A 16,102-nucleotide genomic window follows, 5' to 3' on the forward strand; every position below is an offset into this window, starting at 1 on the left:
GATGGACGATTCCCTTATTCCGTTCATCGCCCTGGCAACGGCGTTTGCGTTGCTGATTTTTTCACTGTGCCTTCTTGGGGTGCGCCGCTTCAATCTGCGGCGCGCCCTGGGCACGGTTGACGCCTCCATTTGTACGGCTGGAAACAGCTGGCAGATGGGGGTTTGTCGTTATCAGGACAATGAACTTGAGTGGTTCCGCTTGATGTCCCTGAGCGTGATCCCAAAACATAGATACAAACGCAGTTCGTTGGAACTGCTTGGCCGGCGTCAACCTACTGAGGATGAGCTCGTCAAGGTGCAGCCTGGCGTCGTCGTGGTTGAACTCCAATATGAAGGTAAGAAGTTCATGCTTGCCATGAACTTTGATGCCTACGCCGGTCTTTCCTCCTGGCTCGAGGCCGGACCTGTTATCGGCGTCGGAACCTGGCGTTAGGCCCCATGGATTTTCTTCTGGACATCAGCCTTGTTGATGGACCATTCCTGTGGTTGAGCATTATCGGCGGTGTGGCGGGAGCCGCGTACCTCCTGTGGAGACGTCAGCGTTCCTGGCCACTGACCGTCGCAGCCTGCGTGGCGGGTGGTGTTGCCGTTGTGGCGTTGGCCCACTGGGTCCTGGTTGATCTGATGGCCGTCTTCTCGGAAAATCTTCCCTTTGAGACCCTGGCGTGGTCGGTCCCGGCTGTCGCGGCCGCTCTGCTGTTTGCCACGCGTTTTCCCCGCTCTACCTGGAAAAGTCGTGCCGGCGGCCTGGCAGCGATGCTGGGCGTAGTTCTCATGAGCGTCGTCCAAGTCAATGTGTACTTCGGACTGAACAACACGGTGGCGGACCTTCTTGGTACGGCCGTCGCCCGTATCCAGCCCTTGGAGGGCAGCCTTCAACGCGCTCCGGGCAGTAAACCGGGACCTGCGCTGTCGGATTGGAAAGCTCCCGGGTCAATGCCGCGGGGCGGTATCCTTCGGAAGGCTCAAATCCCGGGAAACGCATCGGGCTTCACAGCACGGGAAGCCTACATCTACCTGCCTCCGGCCTATCAAACCGCAGCACGGCCAAGCTTGCCGGTGCTGGTGCTCTTTTCAGGCCAACCCGGTGGTCCGGCCGATTGGCTAACCGGGGGGCAGCTCCGTGCGCAACTGGACAGATTTGCTGAAGCACACGGTGGCATCGCCCCCGTAGCGGTCGTGGTGGACCCAAATGGTTCGGGAAGCGCCAACACCCTATGCATGGACAGCCGCATCGCGCATGCTGACACCTACCTCTCCCAGGACGTACCTGCTTGGATCAGCTCCACCTTGGAAGTATCGAATGATCACCGGCTGTGGGCAGTGGGTGGCTTCTCGTTCGGCGGCACGTGTGCGGTTCAGATGGGGACAATGCATCCCGAATTGTTCACTTCGATAGTGGGCTTTTCCGCTGAGCGGGAGCCATCGCTTGCGAAGGACCGGAATAAGACCATCGCAGACTCGTTCGACGGCGACGTGGCCGCTTTCGAGTCAAGGACCCCCTTGTTTTTGATGCAACAACGGGATTACGCAGGCAGCGGCCTGTACTTGGCGGCAGGCGCCACGGACACAGAGTTTACGGACTACATGCACGTTCTTGCTGACGCTGGAAAAGCGGCGGGTTTCACCATCCAAGCACACTCCATCCAGCACGCTGGCCACTCGTGGGATGCTGTGGTCCGGGGTATGCCTGATGCTCTGGATTTCTTGTCTGCCCGATGGGGAATAGTCCAGTGAGCCTCGCCCTGAAAGGCGTCGTGCAGCCCGTCTTGAGGCAAACGGCCAAACATCTCCGTGCTACTCCCTTCACCACGCTCGTGCTTGCGTTGTTCGTGGCGGTGTCCGTCGTGTCTGGAAGCATCGTTGGCGGTCCGGCAGAATCATTGCTGCCTGTGGCGGGCGTGACCTTGGCGGGGCTGCGGTCGGGGGAGTGGTGGTCTATCTGGACGTCATTGTTCTTCACTACCAACCTGCTGGCGTTTGTCACCGCAGCGCTCATGATCCTGTTCCTGCTGGGGCTTGCAGAGCGGCGATTCGGCTTCTTCCGGACGGCCGGAGTCTTCCTCGGCAGCCAGTTTGCATGCGTTGCGGCATTCCTGCTGGTCACCCAGGTGGCGCGGTACATGGATGATGGTTGGATCTCCAGGATGGTGGATACCCGGCTGATAGGGCCGTACGGTGCTTTGGTTGCCACAGCCCTTGCAGCCAGTGCAATGCTGCCAACGCTTTGGCAACGACGATTGAGGACCGTGGTCCTTTCCCTTTCCCTGCTGCTGGTGTTGTACATCGGACACGCCGAGACCGTCATGGGGCTTGTGGGAGCTTTGTTGGGCCTGGGGGCTGCGTGGTGGACCCAGAGCAGCCAAGGACACCTTCACCTGCACCGCTCCACGGGCCGTGAAGTCCGGAACCTGCTGGCCCTCACCATGGCCATTTTCGCTGCCGGCCCCATACTGACCGCTGCAGCCAAGAGCCCTTCGGGACCTCTCGCCCTGCTGCGGGATGTCATCCTGAACCCGCTTCCCACTCTGAGTCAACTGGAAAGTAATTGCGGCGGGACCATTGACGTGGCTTGCCTCGAGCTTAGCCGTCAGGGCTACACGGGCCCCTTTGGCCTGGCACTTGCTGTTGTGCCCGTCGTGTTGTTGCTGATTTGTGCTGACGGCATGCGACGTGGGCGGCGCCTGGCACTGGGGATAGCGATCGGTGTCCAGTTGGTTGTCGTAGCCCTTTCGACTGTCTACTTGAGCCTTTTCGCGGGTATTCCTATGCCCCCGGGACGTCAAGCCGCGATGCTGAACCCTGCAGTTGTGCATCTGATCCCCTTGGTCCTGGTTCCACTGACCCTGGCGGTCCTCTTGTTCGCCTATCGTGGGCACTTCCGGGTGGAATCCTCTGCCCGGTTGCGGCGGCGTGTCTTTTGGCTGGTTGGCCTCACGGGCGCGACCCTTGCGCTTGCATACACTGCCGTGTGGCTGGCTTCGGGCGGCATGACGCGCGACGGCGGCCTGCTGGGTTTGGGTGCAGAGCTCGCCCGGCAGTACCTGCCGGTTCCGTTGCCCAGCGTGTACCGCAAGGTCTTTGCCGAGCGTGACGCTTTGGAAGTCTTCCTGTTCTCCTACTCCGGGACGGTCTTCTGGCTTGTGGCGTTGATTGGAGTCTGGATACTCCTCATCCGGGGCCATCATGCCGCTGGCCTGGACCATCAAGGGCGGGACCGCGCACGCGATCTGGCGAAAGCCGGTGGCGATTCGTTGTCGTGGATGGCGCTCTGGGAGCCGAACAAATATTGGTTCAATCCTGACGGTACGGGAGGAGTGGCGTACCAGCAGCATGGACATGTGGCCCTGACACTGGCCGGTCCTCTAGGAGCCGGGGAGCACCATGTAGAGACTGCTGCAGGATTCCTTGATTTCTGCTCCCAGCATGCCCTGATACCTTGCCTCTACTCGTGTACAGATGAGTTGTGGCCCATGCTTCAGGCCCGCGGTTTTCGAAGGGTTGCAGTCGCGCAGGAAACCCGGCTGAGGATCAGGGGTTTGGAGTTCCGCGGCAAGGAGTGGCAGAACGTCAGGACATCCCTCAACCGGGCGGCAAAGATGGGGATCACGGCCACATGGGGCCGGTATGACGCACTGCCCCATGCTCTGCGCGCACAAGTGGGCGAGGTGTCCGAAGAGTGGGCTGCACAAAAACGCGTACCTGAAATGGGATTCACGTTGGGCGGCCTGGATGAGCTTGAGGACCCTGATGTGTTGTGCTGCGTGGCCACTGATACAGACGGGTTCGTTTATGGAGTCACCAGCTGGCTTCCTGTCTACCGGAACGGCACTGTTGTCAGCTGGACCTTGGACTTTATGCGTCGCCGCGGCGATGCCTTCCCGGGAGTGATGGAATTCCTGATTGCCGCCGCCATCCTCCATCTCAGGGAATCGGTGGAGGTTATCTCGCTCTCCGGTTCGCCCTTGGCACGGGAGAAGGACGAGATTGATCAGCGGGCCGAGGGACTTGCAGGCATGTTGGACCTGGTTGGCCAGGCCCTGGAACCTGTCTACGGTTTCCGATCCCTGGCTTCCTTTAAGTCACGTTTCCAACCCGACTACCGAACTTTGTACATGTATTACCAAGAGCCGTTGCACCTGCCCGCAATAGGCCGGGCGCTGAGCCGCGCATACCTTCCGGGATTGTCTGTGCGACAATCCGCCAGACTACTGCGAACGCTGGTTGCTTGAATTGACGACGCCTATTCTTCGAAGCCGTTTAGCATTTCTTCGTGGTTTGTAACAAGAGTTGTCGAAATATCAGACATTTCACCGGACATTCTGACTGTTAAACACGTTGGTCCCGACTGGAAAGCCGGGACCAACGCGTTTGTTGAAACTGCAACAAACAAAATCAACAAGTAAGACTAGACGACCGTAACGCCGGTTGCCTGCGGGCCCTTGGCGCCCTGACCGATCTCGAACTGAACGCGCTGGTTCTCATCGAGGGTCTTGAAACCACCGGTCTGGATCTCAGAGTAGTGAACGAAAACATCCCCATCCGAGTCATCCGGGGTGATGAAGCCGAAGCCCTTTTCAGCGTTGAACCACTTGACGGTTCCCAGTGCCATGTATTTCTCCTCATTATGGAACAGCAGTCCGATACACCTCGTACCGGCCCTTGTTACTCCGCGAGAAGATCCGGATTCCGTCCAGGCTTGGCCTGTCCGGTTTCGCAGGAGCTTCACGCTCGCAACTCGTCTTGCGAGCATGAAAACCACCTACACAAAGACTGCTACAACACTTTCATGTGCCGTGCCGGAGGTCAACGGTCTTTAAGGCAATTCGGGAAAATTTTCGGTAAAAAGAAGGTAACGCGGACAACCCCAATTCACCGTGGTCTGATTGTCCTAAGCCAGCCACTGTCCGTTGCGCATGACGGCAGTAAGGCCGAGTTCCTGATCGGTAGTAACAACGTCAGCGCGAAGGCCGCGACGCAATCCACCCACCTCGTCAGAGAGCCCAAGAATGGCAGCAGGTACTGCAGTCGCTGAGCAGATGGCGTCCGGAAGGGCGACGCCAGCGTCCACGGTCTTGCGGACCACTTCCAGGAGCGTGGCGGTGCCCCCTGCGATGGAGCCAGTGGCATCCAGGGTTGCCACGCCATTGCTGACGGTCACCGGTGACGGTCCGAGCATGTAGTTTCCGTCCGAAAGCCCCGCAGCGGCCATTGAATCAGTCACCAGGAGAATGTTGCCGGCGCCCACCAACTGAAATACGGTAGCGACGATACTGGGGTCTAGGTGGGTGTCGTCGGCGATGAGTTCCACCACGGCTTTTCCCGCCTGGGCGGCCCGCAAGCAGGCGGCAACGGGGCCTGGCGCGCGGTGGTGCATTGGTGGCATCCCGTTGAAAAGGTGCGTCACTGTCGGTAGCGAGCTGACGCCGTCGAACCCTGCCGATTCCAGTCCCTCGCGGGCCGCAGCCAACGACGCTGCGGCGGTGGCGTCGTCGCAATCGGTGTGACCCAGAGACGGCGTCACGCCGTGGAAGGTCATTAAGTCCACCAGTGCAGCGGCCCCTGGCAATTCCGGGGCATACGTCATAGTGGCAAGTTTGCCGGCGGCAGCGCCCACGAGTTCGTTCATGAGGTCCAGGTCCGGCTCCAGCAGGTAGTCCGGGTTCTGGGCGCCGCATCGTGCATGGGAGAGGAAAGGTCCCTCCAAATGGATGCCGGCCACAAGACCTTCGTCGACGAGCTTCACATAGAGTTCAATCCCGCGAAGGAGGTCCTCCCGCGGCGCCGTAACCATGCTTGCGAGGAAAGTTGTGGTGCCGGAGCGGTGCAGGAAATCCACTGCCTTACGGGCCGAGGCCTCCTCCCCGCCTGGAAAGTCACCACCATTCCCGCCGTGGCAGTGGACGTCTACCAAGCCAGGGAAGATGAAGTGGCCGCTGGGTGCACCGATGCGTATAGCGTGCCCGAAGCCTTCAAACTCGTCCGCGTCAAAGCCATCCGCCGGGCCTGCATAGGCGATGCGGTCGCCGTCGATGGCCACGAGGCCGTCTTCCACCACCACGCCGTCACTTACGAGCGTTCCCGTGAGAATTTGGTGGCTGGGCGCGGAGGAATGGACGAATTGGTCTGCGGCAGTCATGACTCTGATTCTAGTGGCCTGCCGCACACGCCCTGTAGGGAAGAATCAGAAGAGTCGGGATTCGCTGTCGTCCACACCGCGCATGGCGTCATAGTCCAGCGTTATGCAGTCGATTCCGCGGTCGTTGGCCAGGACTTTGGCTTGAGGCTTGATCTGCTGGGCTGCAAAAATCCCACGGACCGGCGCCAGTAGGGGATCCCGGTTCAGCAGCTCCAGATACCGGGTCAGCTGCTCGACGCCGTCGATGTCGCCGCGCCGCTTCAGCTCAATCGCCACCGTGGCGCCGGTTGCGTCCCGGGCAAGGATGTCTACGGGGCCGATGGCGGTGAAGTATTCCCGCCGGATGAGTGAGTATCCGGTTCCGAGCGTCTCGATCTGTTCTGCCAGGAGGCGTTGCAAGTCAGCTTCCACGCCGTCCTTGATCAGTCCAGGATCAACACCCAGGTCATGTGAAGTGTCATGCAATTGCTCGTAGATGTTGATGATGAGCCGGTCATCGGTCTTGGCCGACTGCACGGTCCACTGCTCAACCACGCCCTCTTCCACTTCGGTTTCCTCGGGGGAAGTTACGCGCAGCGTGGCCGGTGGGCTCATCCAGTTCAGCGGCTTGTAAGAGCCGCCGTCGGAGTGCACCAGCACCGAGCCGTCGGCCTTGACCAACAGGAGCCTGGTGGCGAGTGGGAGGTGGGCCTTGAGGCGGCCAACATAATCAACAGAACAACGGGCTATGACGAGTCGCACCCGCCTTACCTTACCCGGTGGCGGCCGGTCGCTGGGGCAGAATGGAATCATGCCCCGTTCCAACCGCCCTCGTCGCAACGCCGCCAGCACACGTTCGAACAAAGCTGCCGGCAAGTGGGCGGACGAGGCCCCGGAACTGGATCTGGAACGGGCAAGGGCGGGGATTGCGCGCAGGGAAAGCGCCCCTGATGGCGACTGGATGGTCCGTACCATGACGGCGCGGAAGGCGGAGAAGCAGTACATCTGCCCGGGCTGCTCGACTGCTATCCTCCCTGGTATCGCACATCTGGTGGTGTGGTCGGACAATCACCTTTTTGGCGAAGCCGCCGGACTGGCTGAGCGCAGGCACTGGCACACCAACTGCTGGACGACTCGAACCTACAGGTATCGCTGACCAGGTCCCGCTGGTTCCCTTAGGCTTGGAGGCATGACTTTCGACCCCGCCTCGTTCGTTTTCACTGCGCAGGATGCTCCCTCCGCGATCAGGGCCTCCACCGTCCTTCCCGCGCGTCGGGAGAATGTGGAATTCACCACCGACGACGGAAAACTCCTGCTGGGCGAGCTCGCAGTGCCGGAGTCCGGGGTGATCACCGCAACGTTGATCACCCTCCATCCGCTGCCGACCCATGGCGGCTTCATGGACTCCCATGTCTACCGCAAGGCTTCCTATAGGCTGCCGGCGTTGGCAGGTGTGGCGGTCCTGAGGTTCAATACCCGCGGTACACACTCGCCGCGCGGCACCAGCCAGGGCCAGTTTGAAGAGGGCATCGGTGAACGCTACGACGTCGAAGCAGCTGTCCGTTTCGCCGTTGAGCGCGGCCTGCCGAACCGGTGGTTGGTGGGTTGGTCGTTCGGGACGGAACTGGCACTGATGTACGGCGCAGTTGAACCTGTGGCCTCGCAGATCGAGGGCGCGGTCCTCCTGTCTCCTCCACTCCACCGGGCAACGGACGTGCACCTCAAGGAGTGGGCAGCCTCCGGCAAGCCGCTGACCGTGTTGGTTCCGGAACACGACGATTACCTTCGGCCCGCGGAGGCAGCCCAACGCTTCAGCCTGATACCGCAGGCCCGGCTGGTGGGCGTCGACGGTGCCAAGCACCTGTGGGTGGGGGAGAAGTACGCAGCGCGTGTCCTGGACGAAATCGTCGACGACGTCACTCCGGCAGGTGCCGGCGTGGACGGTCTGCCACGTGAGTGGGCGGGCCCGGTCGCCAACGCGTCATGAGTAGACAGGGAAAGTCAGTGCCTGTCTTGGCGCATGATGAAGACTTCCTTGATCAGCAGCATGATGGCCGCCGCTGTCGGAATGGCAATCAATGCACCCAGGACACCCAGCAGGCTTCCCCCGGCGATCACTGAGATCACGGCCACTGCGCCCGGAACGGCCACTGCCCGCTGCATGATGCGCGGAGAGATGAAATAGGCCTCGAACTGCAGGTAGGCAAAGTAGGCGATCGCATAGATAACGGCCGTTTGCCAGCCGGCTGTGAGGGCCACGAGGATAACGACGACTGCGGCGATCAGGCCGCCCACCAGCGGGATGAAGGCCAAGAGCGCCACGACGAAGGCAAGCAGGACGCTGAAGGGAATGCCCAGGATGCTCATGACGATGAAGGCAAAGAATGCGTTCAACAGGGCGACGCAGGCCTGGCCGATCACGTAGTTGCCTACTGAGTCGGTAATCGCTTCCGAAAGTGCCTCGACGCGGGGGCGGCGCGACCTCGGCGCCAGGCGGTAGGCCCATTTCTTCATGGACGGCAGGGCGGCCAGGAAGTACAGGCTAAGCACCAGGACAATCAGCGTGCCGAACAATCCGTTGGCCACAGTGGAACCGAAGCCCACCACGCCGCCGAAGATGCCACCCATGGCTTCGGGATCCTTGACGAACTTATCCAGTTCGGTAGTAATGCGGTCGCGAATGCCGAACTGGCTGTCCACGGTGCGGAAGAAATCCGAGTCGAGGAAGCCCCGTATCCAATCCGGCGCCTGCCGGACGATCTCGGAAACCTGTTCCACGATGGTGGGAATCAACGTTGCAAAGAACCCGGCAACCGCAAGGACCAGGACAGAGACAGATATCAGGATGCCGCCAGGGCGCGGGACCTTTCGGGTCTCAAGCCATCGGACTACCGGATCCAGCCCGAGGGCGATGAAGAGCGCGGCAACGATCCAAAGGATCAGCTGGGTGGTATTGCTTGCGATATAAAAGACCAGCAGGGCCACGCCGACCCCGGCAGTGCCCATGAAGCCCACATACAACGGGTGCTGGGATGACATGCGGGGACCAGGGGCACCGAAATCGTTGTCCTCGTCGGCCTTGATGCCTTCCGCAACGGCAACGGCCTCGTCTTCGGGAGGCATCTCGAACCGGACCCGGGTGCGGGCACCCGGGATGGGTTGCCTCAGCTTGCGGGCTATTGCGGCCAGGCGTCCGGTGCGGACCGGAACAGTAGCGGAGGTCCCATCCGCAGGGGCGTCCACCACAGTTGACCCTGACTCATCGATGGGACGGGGCTCCAAGTGGTCTTTCACGCGGTTCTGCTGCCTTTTCTACGTTGTTTGTACTTATTGTCTACGTTATTAGCTAAATGCGGTGGTGACGCTGCGATTACAGGCGTTGGTCGCCCGGATATCATGATCATCGCCACACTATCAGGAGCCCGGAATCCGGCCTTAGCGGCGCCATTGCAGGGAACCAGGCGTCCTTGGCGGGATGGGCCGATCTGACTCTTTGATAACAAAACGGTTACCCTTGAAGTTCAACGACCGCTGATGATAGGTGATCCTGTGCGTTTGAAGACTGCAGCCTTGCTGGTGCTGCTGGGCCTGCTGACGATGCTGGCCGGCATTGGCCAGCTAACCTTCTGGGCCCCCGCCGAGACCGTGACGGCCTCGGTTCCCAGTGACACAAAAGCTGCCCCGCTGACCGTGATCGACCAAAAGTTGATCGCCCTCCATGACGGGCCGGTGAAGATCAAGATCCAGGGTGAAGGCAACTTCATCGTCGCTACGGGCCGCCCGGACGACGTCGACGCCTGGGTGGGCAAAACGGCCCACAACACCCTGACTGGTGTCTCCCAGGACCAGAAGTCCTTGGAAGTAGCCTCCACGGATGGCGAGGCAACAGCCCCTTCTCCCGTTGGCTCGGACCTCTGGGTTAACACGGAAGACGCCAGCGGAGACCTGGACTACACCTGGAACCCGCCTGCAGGAGGCGAGTGGTCACTCCTGGTCGCCAGCGACGGAACCAAGCCTGCGCCGTCGTCGATCTCCATGACCTTCCCTAACAACGCAACCACGCCGTGGGCCGTTCCGCTCATCGTGCTCGGCATCATCATCATTCTTGCCGGAGCGGCCCTGCCGTTCATAACCAAGGCCATCAACAACCGCCGCAAGGGCGACGGGCACCGCAACGGAGACGGCTTCGGCGGACCGCATGGTGGTGGGGAAACCACCACGCTTCCGGTCCAGACGCCGCCAGGTAAGACCGAGGGCCGCCGGGGTGCCGGTGCAGAAGGTCCGAGCCTGCGCATTAGTGCTGTGGCTGCAGCGCTCGCTGCCGCCCTCGTGGGTGGTACGGCGGTAGCAGCCCAGGCCACGTCCACACCCGGAGCGACGGACACTTCCAGCTCTTCTTCTTCCGCCTCCGCGGAAGGCAAGGCAGCACCTGTGATGCTCGAATCGCAGCTGCAGCGAATCCTTGAGCAGGTTGCCAGCACTGTTGACGCAGCCGACGCCGCCAAGGACGCTGCCAAGCTTGCACCGCGCGTGGACAAAATGGAACTTCAGGTCCGCACCCAGAACTACAAGATCCGTTCGACGGTTTCCGCCTACGAGCCCCGCATGCCGGTTCGTGCCACCAAGCTCCAGAGCAGCGTGATCAGTACCAAGCGCGACTGGCCGCGTACGGTCTTTGCCCTGACCCAGGGCGATGGCAACGTCGTGCCCCAGGTCCTGACACTGGTGCAGCTCTCACCGCGGGAAAACTACAAGCTCTGGGGCAGCGCTCCGCTGCAACCGGGCACCAACTTCCCGTCGTTCCCCGTTCCCCGCGATGGAACCGCCCCCGCCGCCGCCGATGACAAGACCGGCCTGGCATACAGCGGTAACGAAGCCCTCGGAATCCTCGGGGAGATGCTGACTACCCCCGATTCGCCCAACAGGAGCAAGTTGGCTGACGGTCAGTCCTCGCCCTACATCGCCGGTGCCCTTGCTTACCAGGCGGACACCGTGAAGAACGGAACCAGTGCCAACTTCAAGTTCTCCCATACACCGGTGAACAACCAGACTGTTGTTCTGCGCACGGCAGATGGAGGCGCCCTTGTAGTGGGTCGCTTGGACTTCGCTTTTGAAGGAACGCCGAAAGCGGCAGGGGACAAACTCATTCTTGAGGACGACTCCGCTGTTTTCGCCGGCGGCAAGGAGACAACCACCGGTATGGTCCTGAACTTCGCCGAATCGGTGGCGGTGTACATTCCGCCGGCAGGTTCTGCCGATCCCATGAAGCTCGTAGCTGCTACCCGCGGACTCGTGGGCGCCAGCTTCAAGTAGGGCATGCCTTGGCAGCGGCTAGAGTGGACGGTATGAGTTCGCCCGGATACCGACCCACTCCAGCCGCTGCCAGCCAGCTCAACCTGCGCGGCGCCGTCGACCTCTCGTCGTTGCGCCGGCCGCCCGCCCCACCCCAAGCACCGCCCGCAAGCGGAGCTGCCGATTCCGGTACGCCGGACTCCGGTGGACCAGGCGGAGCTGAATCGGGACGTGTGTCCCTTCGTGTAGACGCAACCGAAACCAATTTCCAGGATCTGGTACAGCTATCCGCCCAGATTCCTGTCCTCTTCCTTCTCTGGTCACGCTACGCAGCCGAATCTCCCGCTGTTCTGGACGCCGTGCAGCGCGTCGTTGAAAGCTACGGCGGACGCTTGGTCCTTGCTGCTGCTGACGTTGATGCGTTCCCTCAACTCGCACAGGCTTTCCAGGTCCAGGCAGTACCCACGGCTGTTGCCGTCGTCAAAGGCCAGCCGGTTCCGCTTTTCCAGGGTCCTGCCGATGACGAGCAGATCCGCAGCCTTGTTGATGAACTACTCAAGGTAGCGGCTGCCAATGGCGTTACGGGCAGCATCGGTGACGCTGCGCAGGAGGGCGAGGCCGAACCAGCACCGCTGCCTCCGCTCCACCAGGCCGCGATTGATGCCATCGAGGCTGGAGACTACGCCGGAGCGGCGGCGGCCTATAAGCAAGCACTGTTGGAAATGCCCGCCGACGCCGACGCCAAGGCAGGCTTGGCGCAGGTGGAGCTGATGGCCCGGCTTGAGACGATCTCAGCTGCCGAAGCTGAAAACCTCCGCCAATTGGCCGCACAGGAGCCCGATAATGTGCAGGCCCAGTTGGGCGTAGCCGACCTCGACATCTCCGGTGGGCACATCGAGGATGGATTCAACCGCATCATTGCATTCATCGGTCGGAACTTCGGTCCGGAGCGCGAGACCGCACGTCTACGCCTGCTTGAACTTTTCGAGGTAGTGGGCACATCGGATGAGCGGGTGGCCAAAGCCCGTCAAGGACTTGCGAGGGTTCTGTTCTAGTGCCCTCGGCACTGTTTACGCCCCTGCAGCTCCGTTCGCTCCGCATTGCGCATCGTGGGTGGGTTTCACCCATGTGCCAGTACAGTTGCACCCCGGAAACGGGTGAAGGCGTACCCAACGACTGGCACTTGATGCACCTCGGATCCTTTGCCGCCGGTGGTGCTGCATTGATCCTGAGTGAAGCTGCTGCCGTGAATGCCTCCGGGCGGATCAGCCCCAGGGACGCTGGACTGTACTCCGATGAGCAGGCAGCTGGCTGGGAGCGGATTGTCCACTTCGTTCACCAGCACGGCGCCGTCGACTGCAAAATCGGTGCCCAGCTCGCACACGCCGGGCGAAAGGCGTCGACTTACTGGCCGTTTTCGGACCGGACCGGTTCCGTTCCAGCATCCGACGGCGGCTGGGTCACCTTTGGTCCTGCCCAACAGCCCTACGACGGTTATGCAGCGCCGGAAGCCATGAGCGAAGAAGACATCCATGGAGTCATTGCCGACTTTGCGGCTGCGGCCGCCCGGGCTGTGGCCGTAGGTTTTGACACTGTGGAAATCCACGGCGCACATGGGTATCTGCTTCACCAGTTCCAAAGCCCCCTTATCAACACGCGTACAGACAAGTGGGGTGGCACGGAGAATGGGCGGAACCGGTTGATGCTCGCGGTCGTGGACGCCGTGAGGGGGGGCATTCCGGATTCCATGCCACTGTTGTTGCGGATTTCCGCAACTGATTGGGCTGAAGGGGGAGTGGATGTTGATGCCTCTGTCCGCCTGGCCAAGGCCGCGTCCGAACGCGGTGTCGACCTCGTGGACGTCTCCAGCGGCGGGGCGGTCGCCCATCAACAAATCAAGCCGGCTCCCGGTTACCAAGCAGGGTTCGCCGAGCAGGTAAAACGCGACGCCGGTGTACTCACCGGTGCGGTGGGCCTGCTCACAAGTGCCACCCAGGCCGAAGATATCGTGGCGAATGGACGTGCGGATGCGGTCTTCATGGCCCGGGCAGCGCTACGCGATCCGCACTGGTGGCTCAGGGCTGCTTATGAGCTCGGCCACGAAATTTCCTGGGTTCCGCAGTACCAGAGAGCCATACCCCGCCACGGCTTCTAGCACGTCCCTGCACCACTGGAAGCCGGGGCTAGGCTGGAGCCATGACGGAACCGCGCCATGAACCATTCTCCCAGCCATCCCACATAGGCCAGTCGGCACCGCTAGAATCTGCGGTTGAACCCGGGCTGTCGGCAGAGCCGCACACGGACCTGCCGGTATCGGCTCTCTCCATCCGCGGCCTGGCCAAGCGGTTCGGTGGAAAGATCGCCGTCGATGGCGTGAGCCTGGAGGTTCCGGTGGGTTCTTTCTATGGAATGGTGGGCCCGAACGGTGCGGGCAAGACCACCACGTTGTCGATGGCCACTGGGCTGCTGCGGCCGGACTTTGGCACGGCGTTGGTCCACGGGGTGGATGTTTGGGCCCGGCCGCTGGAAGCCAAGAAGCTTATGGGCGTCTTGCCGGATGGTGTCCGGTTGTTTGACCGGCTGACAGGGGAACAGCTGGTCACCTACGCGGGCCTGCTCCGTGGCATGGACCGGGACGTGGTCCGCCCCCGGGTAACCGAACTATTGGCCGCCTTGGACCTTGAAGTCGATGCCGGATCCTTGGTGGTTGACTATTCGGCAGGTATGACCAAGAAGATTGCGCTGGCTTCGGCGTTGATCCATGCTCCCCGGCTCCTGGTATTGGATGAGCCCTTTGAATCGGTGGACCCTGTATCGGCGGCCAATATCAGGGGCATCCTTGAGAGCTATGTATCTTCCGGAGGTACGGTCATCGTCTCCAGCCACGTCATGGACCTCGTGCAGCGCATGTGCAGCCATGTGGCAGTTGTGGCAGCAGGACGCGTCCTCGCAGCGGGGTCCGTGGATGAAGTCCGGAACGGTTCCACGCTGGAGGAACGTTTTGTGCAATTGGTAGGCGGCGGGCACCGGACGGAGGGGCTGGAGTGGTTGCGCACCTTCTGAGCCTTAAATGGCGGTTGCTCCTCAATGGCTTCAAGCGCAGCCCTGCGCAGCTCATTGGCATGGGCATCGGGTTGTTGTACGCGCTGGGAATCCTGGTCCTGTTGATTGGAGCCTTGATTGCCCTGCGTTGGGCGGACGCTGAAATCGCCCATACCGTGGTGGTGTTGGGTGGTGCCGCGGCCCTGCTTGGCTGGGCAGTGGTTCCCCTTCTTGCATCCGCAGCAGACATGACGCTGGATCCCTCCCGGTTCACCACGTCTGCGATCCCACCCGGCCAGCTTCTCACCGGCCTTGCCTTGGCGGGTTTCATCGGGATCCCGGGCCTCGCCACAGGACTTACCGCGCTTGCCACAGTGGGCACCTGGTGGCGCAGTTTTCCAGCGGTGGCGGGTGCGTTGCTGGGCGCGATTTTGGGGGCCCTGACCTGCATCGTGTTGTCCAAAGTAGTGACGACGGCGACTGCCGGCCTGGCGTCGTCCCGCCGTTTCAAGGACGTCAGCAGTCTCGTCTTTTTCATCCCGCTCATGCTGATGGGTCCCATCGTCGTGGGTATCGTCGACGGCGTTCGAGGCACGGCGGATTATCTCCCTGCGCTTGCGCGTACAGTCTCTTGGACCCCTCTTGGCGCGGCCTGGTCCCTGGGTGGTGACCTTGAGGCTGGAGACGTTGTTTCTGCCGGACTGAAACTCCTCATTGCTGTGGCAACTGTTTCCGGGTTGCTGCTTTGCTGGCACGTATTGCTGCAACATGCTTTGGTGACGCCGCCGTACGCCGGAGGTTCGGCCAAGAAGGGCGGTAAGCGTGGTCTGTTCGATGTCTTGCCCGGAACCCCGGCTGGCGCGGTTGCTGCCCGCGCCTTGATCTATTGGATGAAAGATCCTCGTTACGCGGGCTCGTTGGTGGTGGTTCCACTGTTCCCTGTGATCTTCTTCTTCAGCGGGAGCCAGAGCGGCGATTACGGCATGCTTATGCTTCTTGGACCGCTGACGGCGTTTGTCATGGCGTGGTCCATCTGCGCTGATGTTTCCTATGACAACACTGCTTTTGCCCTCCACCTGGCATCTGGTGTCAGGGGTGTGGATGACCGCTTGGGGCGTGCCATCGCCTGCCTGACCATTTCCCTGCCTCTTGTGCTTCTCTTTTCCATAGGTCCGTTCTTCTTTACTGGTTCCTGGGTGTGGGCTCCGAACCTGATCGGCCTGTCGCTGGGTACGTTGTTCACTGGCTTGGGGTTGTCCTCGGTGATCTCCGCACGGTATAACATCGCCGTGCCTTTGCCCGGTGACAGCCCGTTCAAGAAACCGCCGGGGAATGTTGCCCAGACACTGGCCGTGCAGATGATAGGCCTGGGGGCCCTGGTTCTTTTGCTCCTCCCGCAGCTTGCGTTGATGGGAGCCCAGCTGTTTACCGGCAGCATCGTGCCCGGCTGGATTAACCTTGGGGTGGGCCCACTTGTGGGCCTGGCTCTGTTCATTGGCGGAGTGCGCCTGGGCGGTAAGTGGCTGGATGCACGGGGCCCGGAGATGTTCGCCCAGCTCAGTGTGAACCGCTAACCCCGTAACAACCATGGCAAGCTCATGGGACATGGGATAACCTCGTCTCAATACCGCGCGTTTTTACACAAGAAAG

Annotated in this window: 14 protein-coding genes; 10 read left to right on the top strand and 4 right to left on the bottom strand. The window is 61.4% G+C overall.

The window, feature by feature from the left end; genetic code table 11:
• The first annotated feature begins 1 nt into the window (after position 1).
• The 3 genes from ACFX4T_RS01070 to ACFX4T_RS01080 are packed head-to-tail and all read left to right on the top strand — an operon-like array spanning position 2 to position 4,232.
• Positions 2-433 (top strand): DUF2550 domain-containing protein, encoded by a 432-nt coding sequence (locus tag ACFX4T_RS01070; RefSeq protein WP_216923951.1) that lies wholly within the window; start codon positions 2-4, stop codon positions 431-433.
• A gap of 5 nt (positions 434-438) precedes the next feature.
• On the top strand, positions 439-1,737 hold the full coding sequence (locus ACFX4T_RS01075) for an alpha/beta hydrolase family protein (protein WP_223946373.1): 1,299 nt from the start codon (positions 439-441) through the stop codon (positions 1,735-1,737).
• A complete protein-coding gene (locus ACFX4T_RS01080) occupies positions 1,719-4,232 on the top strand; it encodes a phosphatidylglycerol lysyltransferase domain-containing protein (RefSeq protein ID WP_377650511.1) in 2,514 nt (837 codons plus the stop codon). The genes ACFX4T_RS01075 and ACFX4T_RS01080 overlap by 19 nt, the downstream gene beginning before the upstream one ends.
• 176 nt (positions 4,233-4,408) lie before the next feature.
• Here ACFX4T_RS01080 and ACFX4T_RS01085 read toward each other — a convergent pair whose 3' ends face one another.
• From ACFX4T_RS01085 to nucS, 3 genes are all read right to left on the bottom strand, one after another.
• On the bottom strand, positions 4,409-4,612 hold the full coding sequence (locus ACFX4T_RS01085) for a cold-shock protein (RefSeq protein ID WP_018776337.1): 204 nt from the start codon (positions 4,610-4,612) through the stop codon (positions 4,409-4,411).
• Between the two features lie 279 nt (positions 4,613-4,891).
• A complete protein-coding gene (locus ACFX4T_RS01090; RefSeq protein WP_216923948.1) occupies positions 4,892-6,139 on the bottom strand; it encodes an N-acetylglucosamine-6-phosphate deacetylase in 1,248 nt (415 codons plus the stop codon).
• Positions 6,140-6,184: 45 nt separating this feature from the next.
• A complete protein-coding gene (gene nucS / locus ACFX4T_RS01095) occupies positions 6,185-6,880 on the bottom strand; it encodes an endonuclease NucS (RefSeq protein ID WP_216923947.1) in 696 nt (231 codons plus the stop codon).
• A gap of 49 nt (positions 6,881-6,929) precedes the next feature.
• On the opposite strand from nucS, the gene ACFX4T_RS01100 reads away from it, so the two are divergent.
• Positions 6,930-7,274 carry an ATP/GTP-binding protein gene (locus tag ACFX4T_RS01100; protein ID WP_216923946.1) on the top strand — a complete coding sequence of 115 codons (345 nt, stop codon included), beginning with the start codon at positions 6,930-6,932 and terminating at the stop codon, positions 7,272-7,274.
• Between the two features lie 33 nt (positions 7,275-7,307).
• Positions 7,308-8,105 carry an alpha/beta hydrolase gene (locus ACFX4T_RS01105; RefSeq protein WP_377650512.1) on the top strand — a complete coding sequence of 266 codons (798 nt, stop codon included), beginning with the start codon at positions 7,308-7,310 and terminating at the stop codon, positions 8,103-8,105.
• A 14-nt stretch (positions 8,106-8,119) separates the two neighbouring features.
• Here ACFX4T_RS01105 and ACFX4T_RS01110 read toward each other — a convergent pair whose 3' ends face one another.
• A complete protein-coding gene (locus tag ACFX4T_RS01110) occupies positions 8,120-9,412 on the bottom strand; it encodes an AI-2E family transporter (RefSeq protein WP_216923944.1) in 1,293 nt (430 codons plus the stop codon).
• Positions 9,413-9,652: 240 nt separating this feature from the next.
• Between ACFX4T_RS01110 and ACFX4T_RS01115 the strand changes: the two genes are divergently transcribed.
• Genes ACFX4T_RS01115 through ACFX4T_RS01135 form a run of 5 tightly spaced genes read left to right on the top strand, consistent with a single transcriptional unit; the run spans position 9,653 to position 16,026 of the window.
• Positions 9,653-11,431 carry a hypothetical protein gene (locus ACFX4T_RS01115; protein ID WP_216923943.1) on the top strand — a complete coding sequence of 593 codons (1,779 nt, stop codon included), beginning with the start codon at positions 9,653-9,655 and terminating at the stop codon, positions 11,429-11,431.
• A gap of 32 nt (positions 11,432-11,463) precedes the next feature.
• A complete protein-coding gene (locus ACFX4T_RS01120) occupies positions 11,464-12,465 on the top strand; it encodes a co-chaperone YbbN (protein WP_377650513.1) in 1,002 nt (333 codons plus the stop codon).
• A complete protein-coding gene (locus ACFX4T_RS01125; RefSeq protein WP_377650514.1) occupies positions 12,465-13,565 on the top strand; it encodes an NADH:flavin oxidoreductase/NADH oxidase in 1,101 nt (366 codons plus the stop codon). Before ACFX4T_RS01120 ends, ACFX4T_RS01125 begins: the two co-directional genes overlap by 1 nt.
• Positions 13,566-13,606: 41 nt before the next feature.
• Positions 13,607-14,473 (top strand): ABC transporter ATP-binding protein, encoded by an 867-nt coding sequence (locus ACFX4T_RS01130; RefSeq protein ID WP_377650515.1) that lies wholly within the window; start codon positions 13,607-13,609, stop codon positions 14,471-14,473.
• The gene (locus tag ACFX4T_RS01135; protein ID WP_377650516.1) at positions 14,455-16,026 is read left to right on the top strand and encodes a transporter; all 1,572 of its coding nucleotides are present in this window, start codon (positions 14,455-14,457) and stop codon (positions 16,024-16,026) included. Before ACFX4T_RS01130 ends, ACFX4T_RS01135 begins: the two co-directional genes overlap by 19 nt.
• Positions 16,027-16,102: the final 76 nt, after the last annotated feature.

The sequence above is a fragment of the Paenarthrobacter sp. YIM B13468 genome, from assembly GCF_042788025.1.
Lineage (GTDB): Bacteria > Actinomycetota > Actinomycetes > Actinomycetales > Micrococcaceae > Arthrobacter > Arthrobacter aromaticivorans.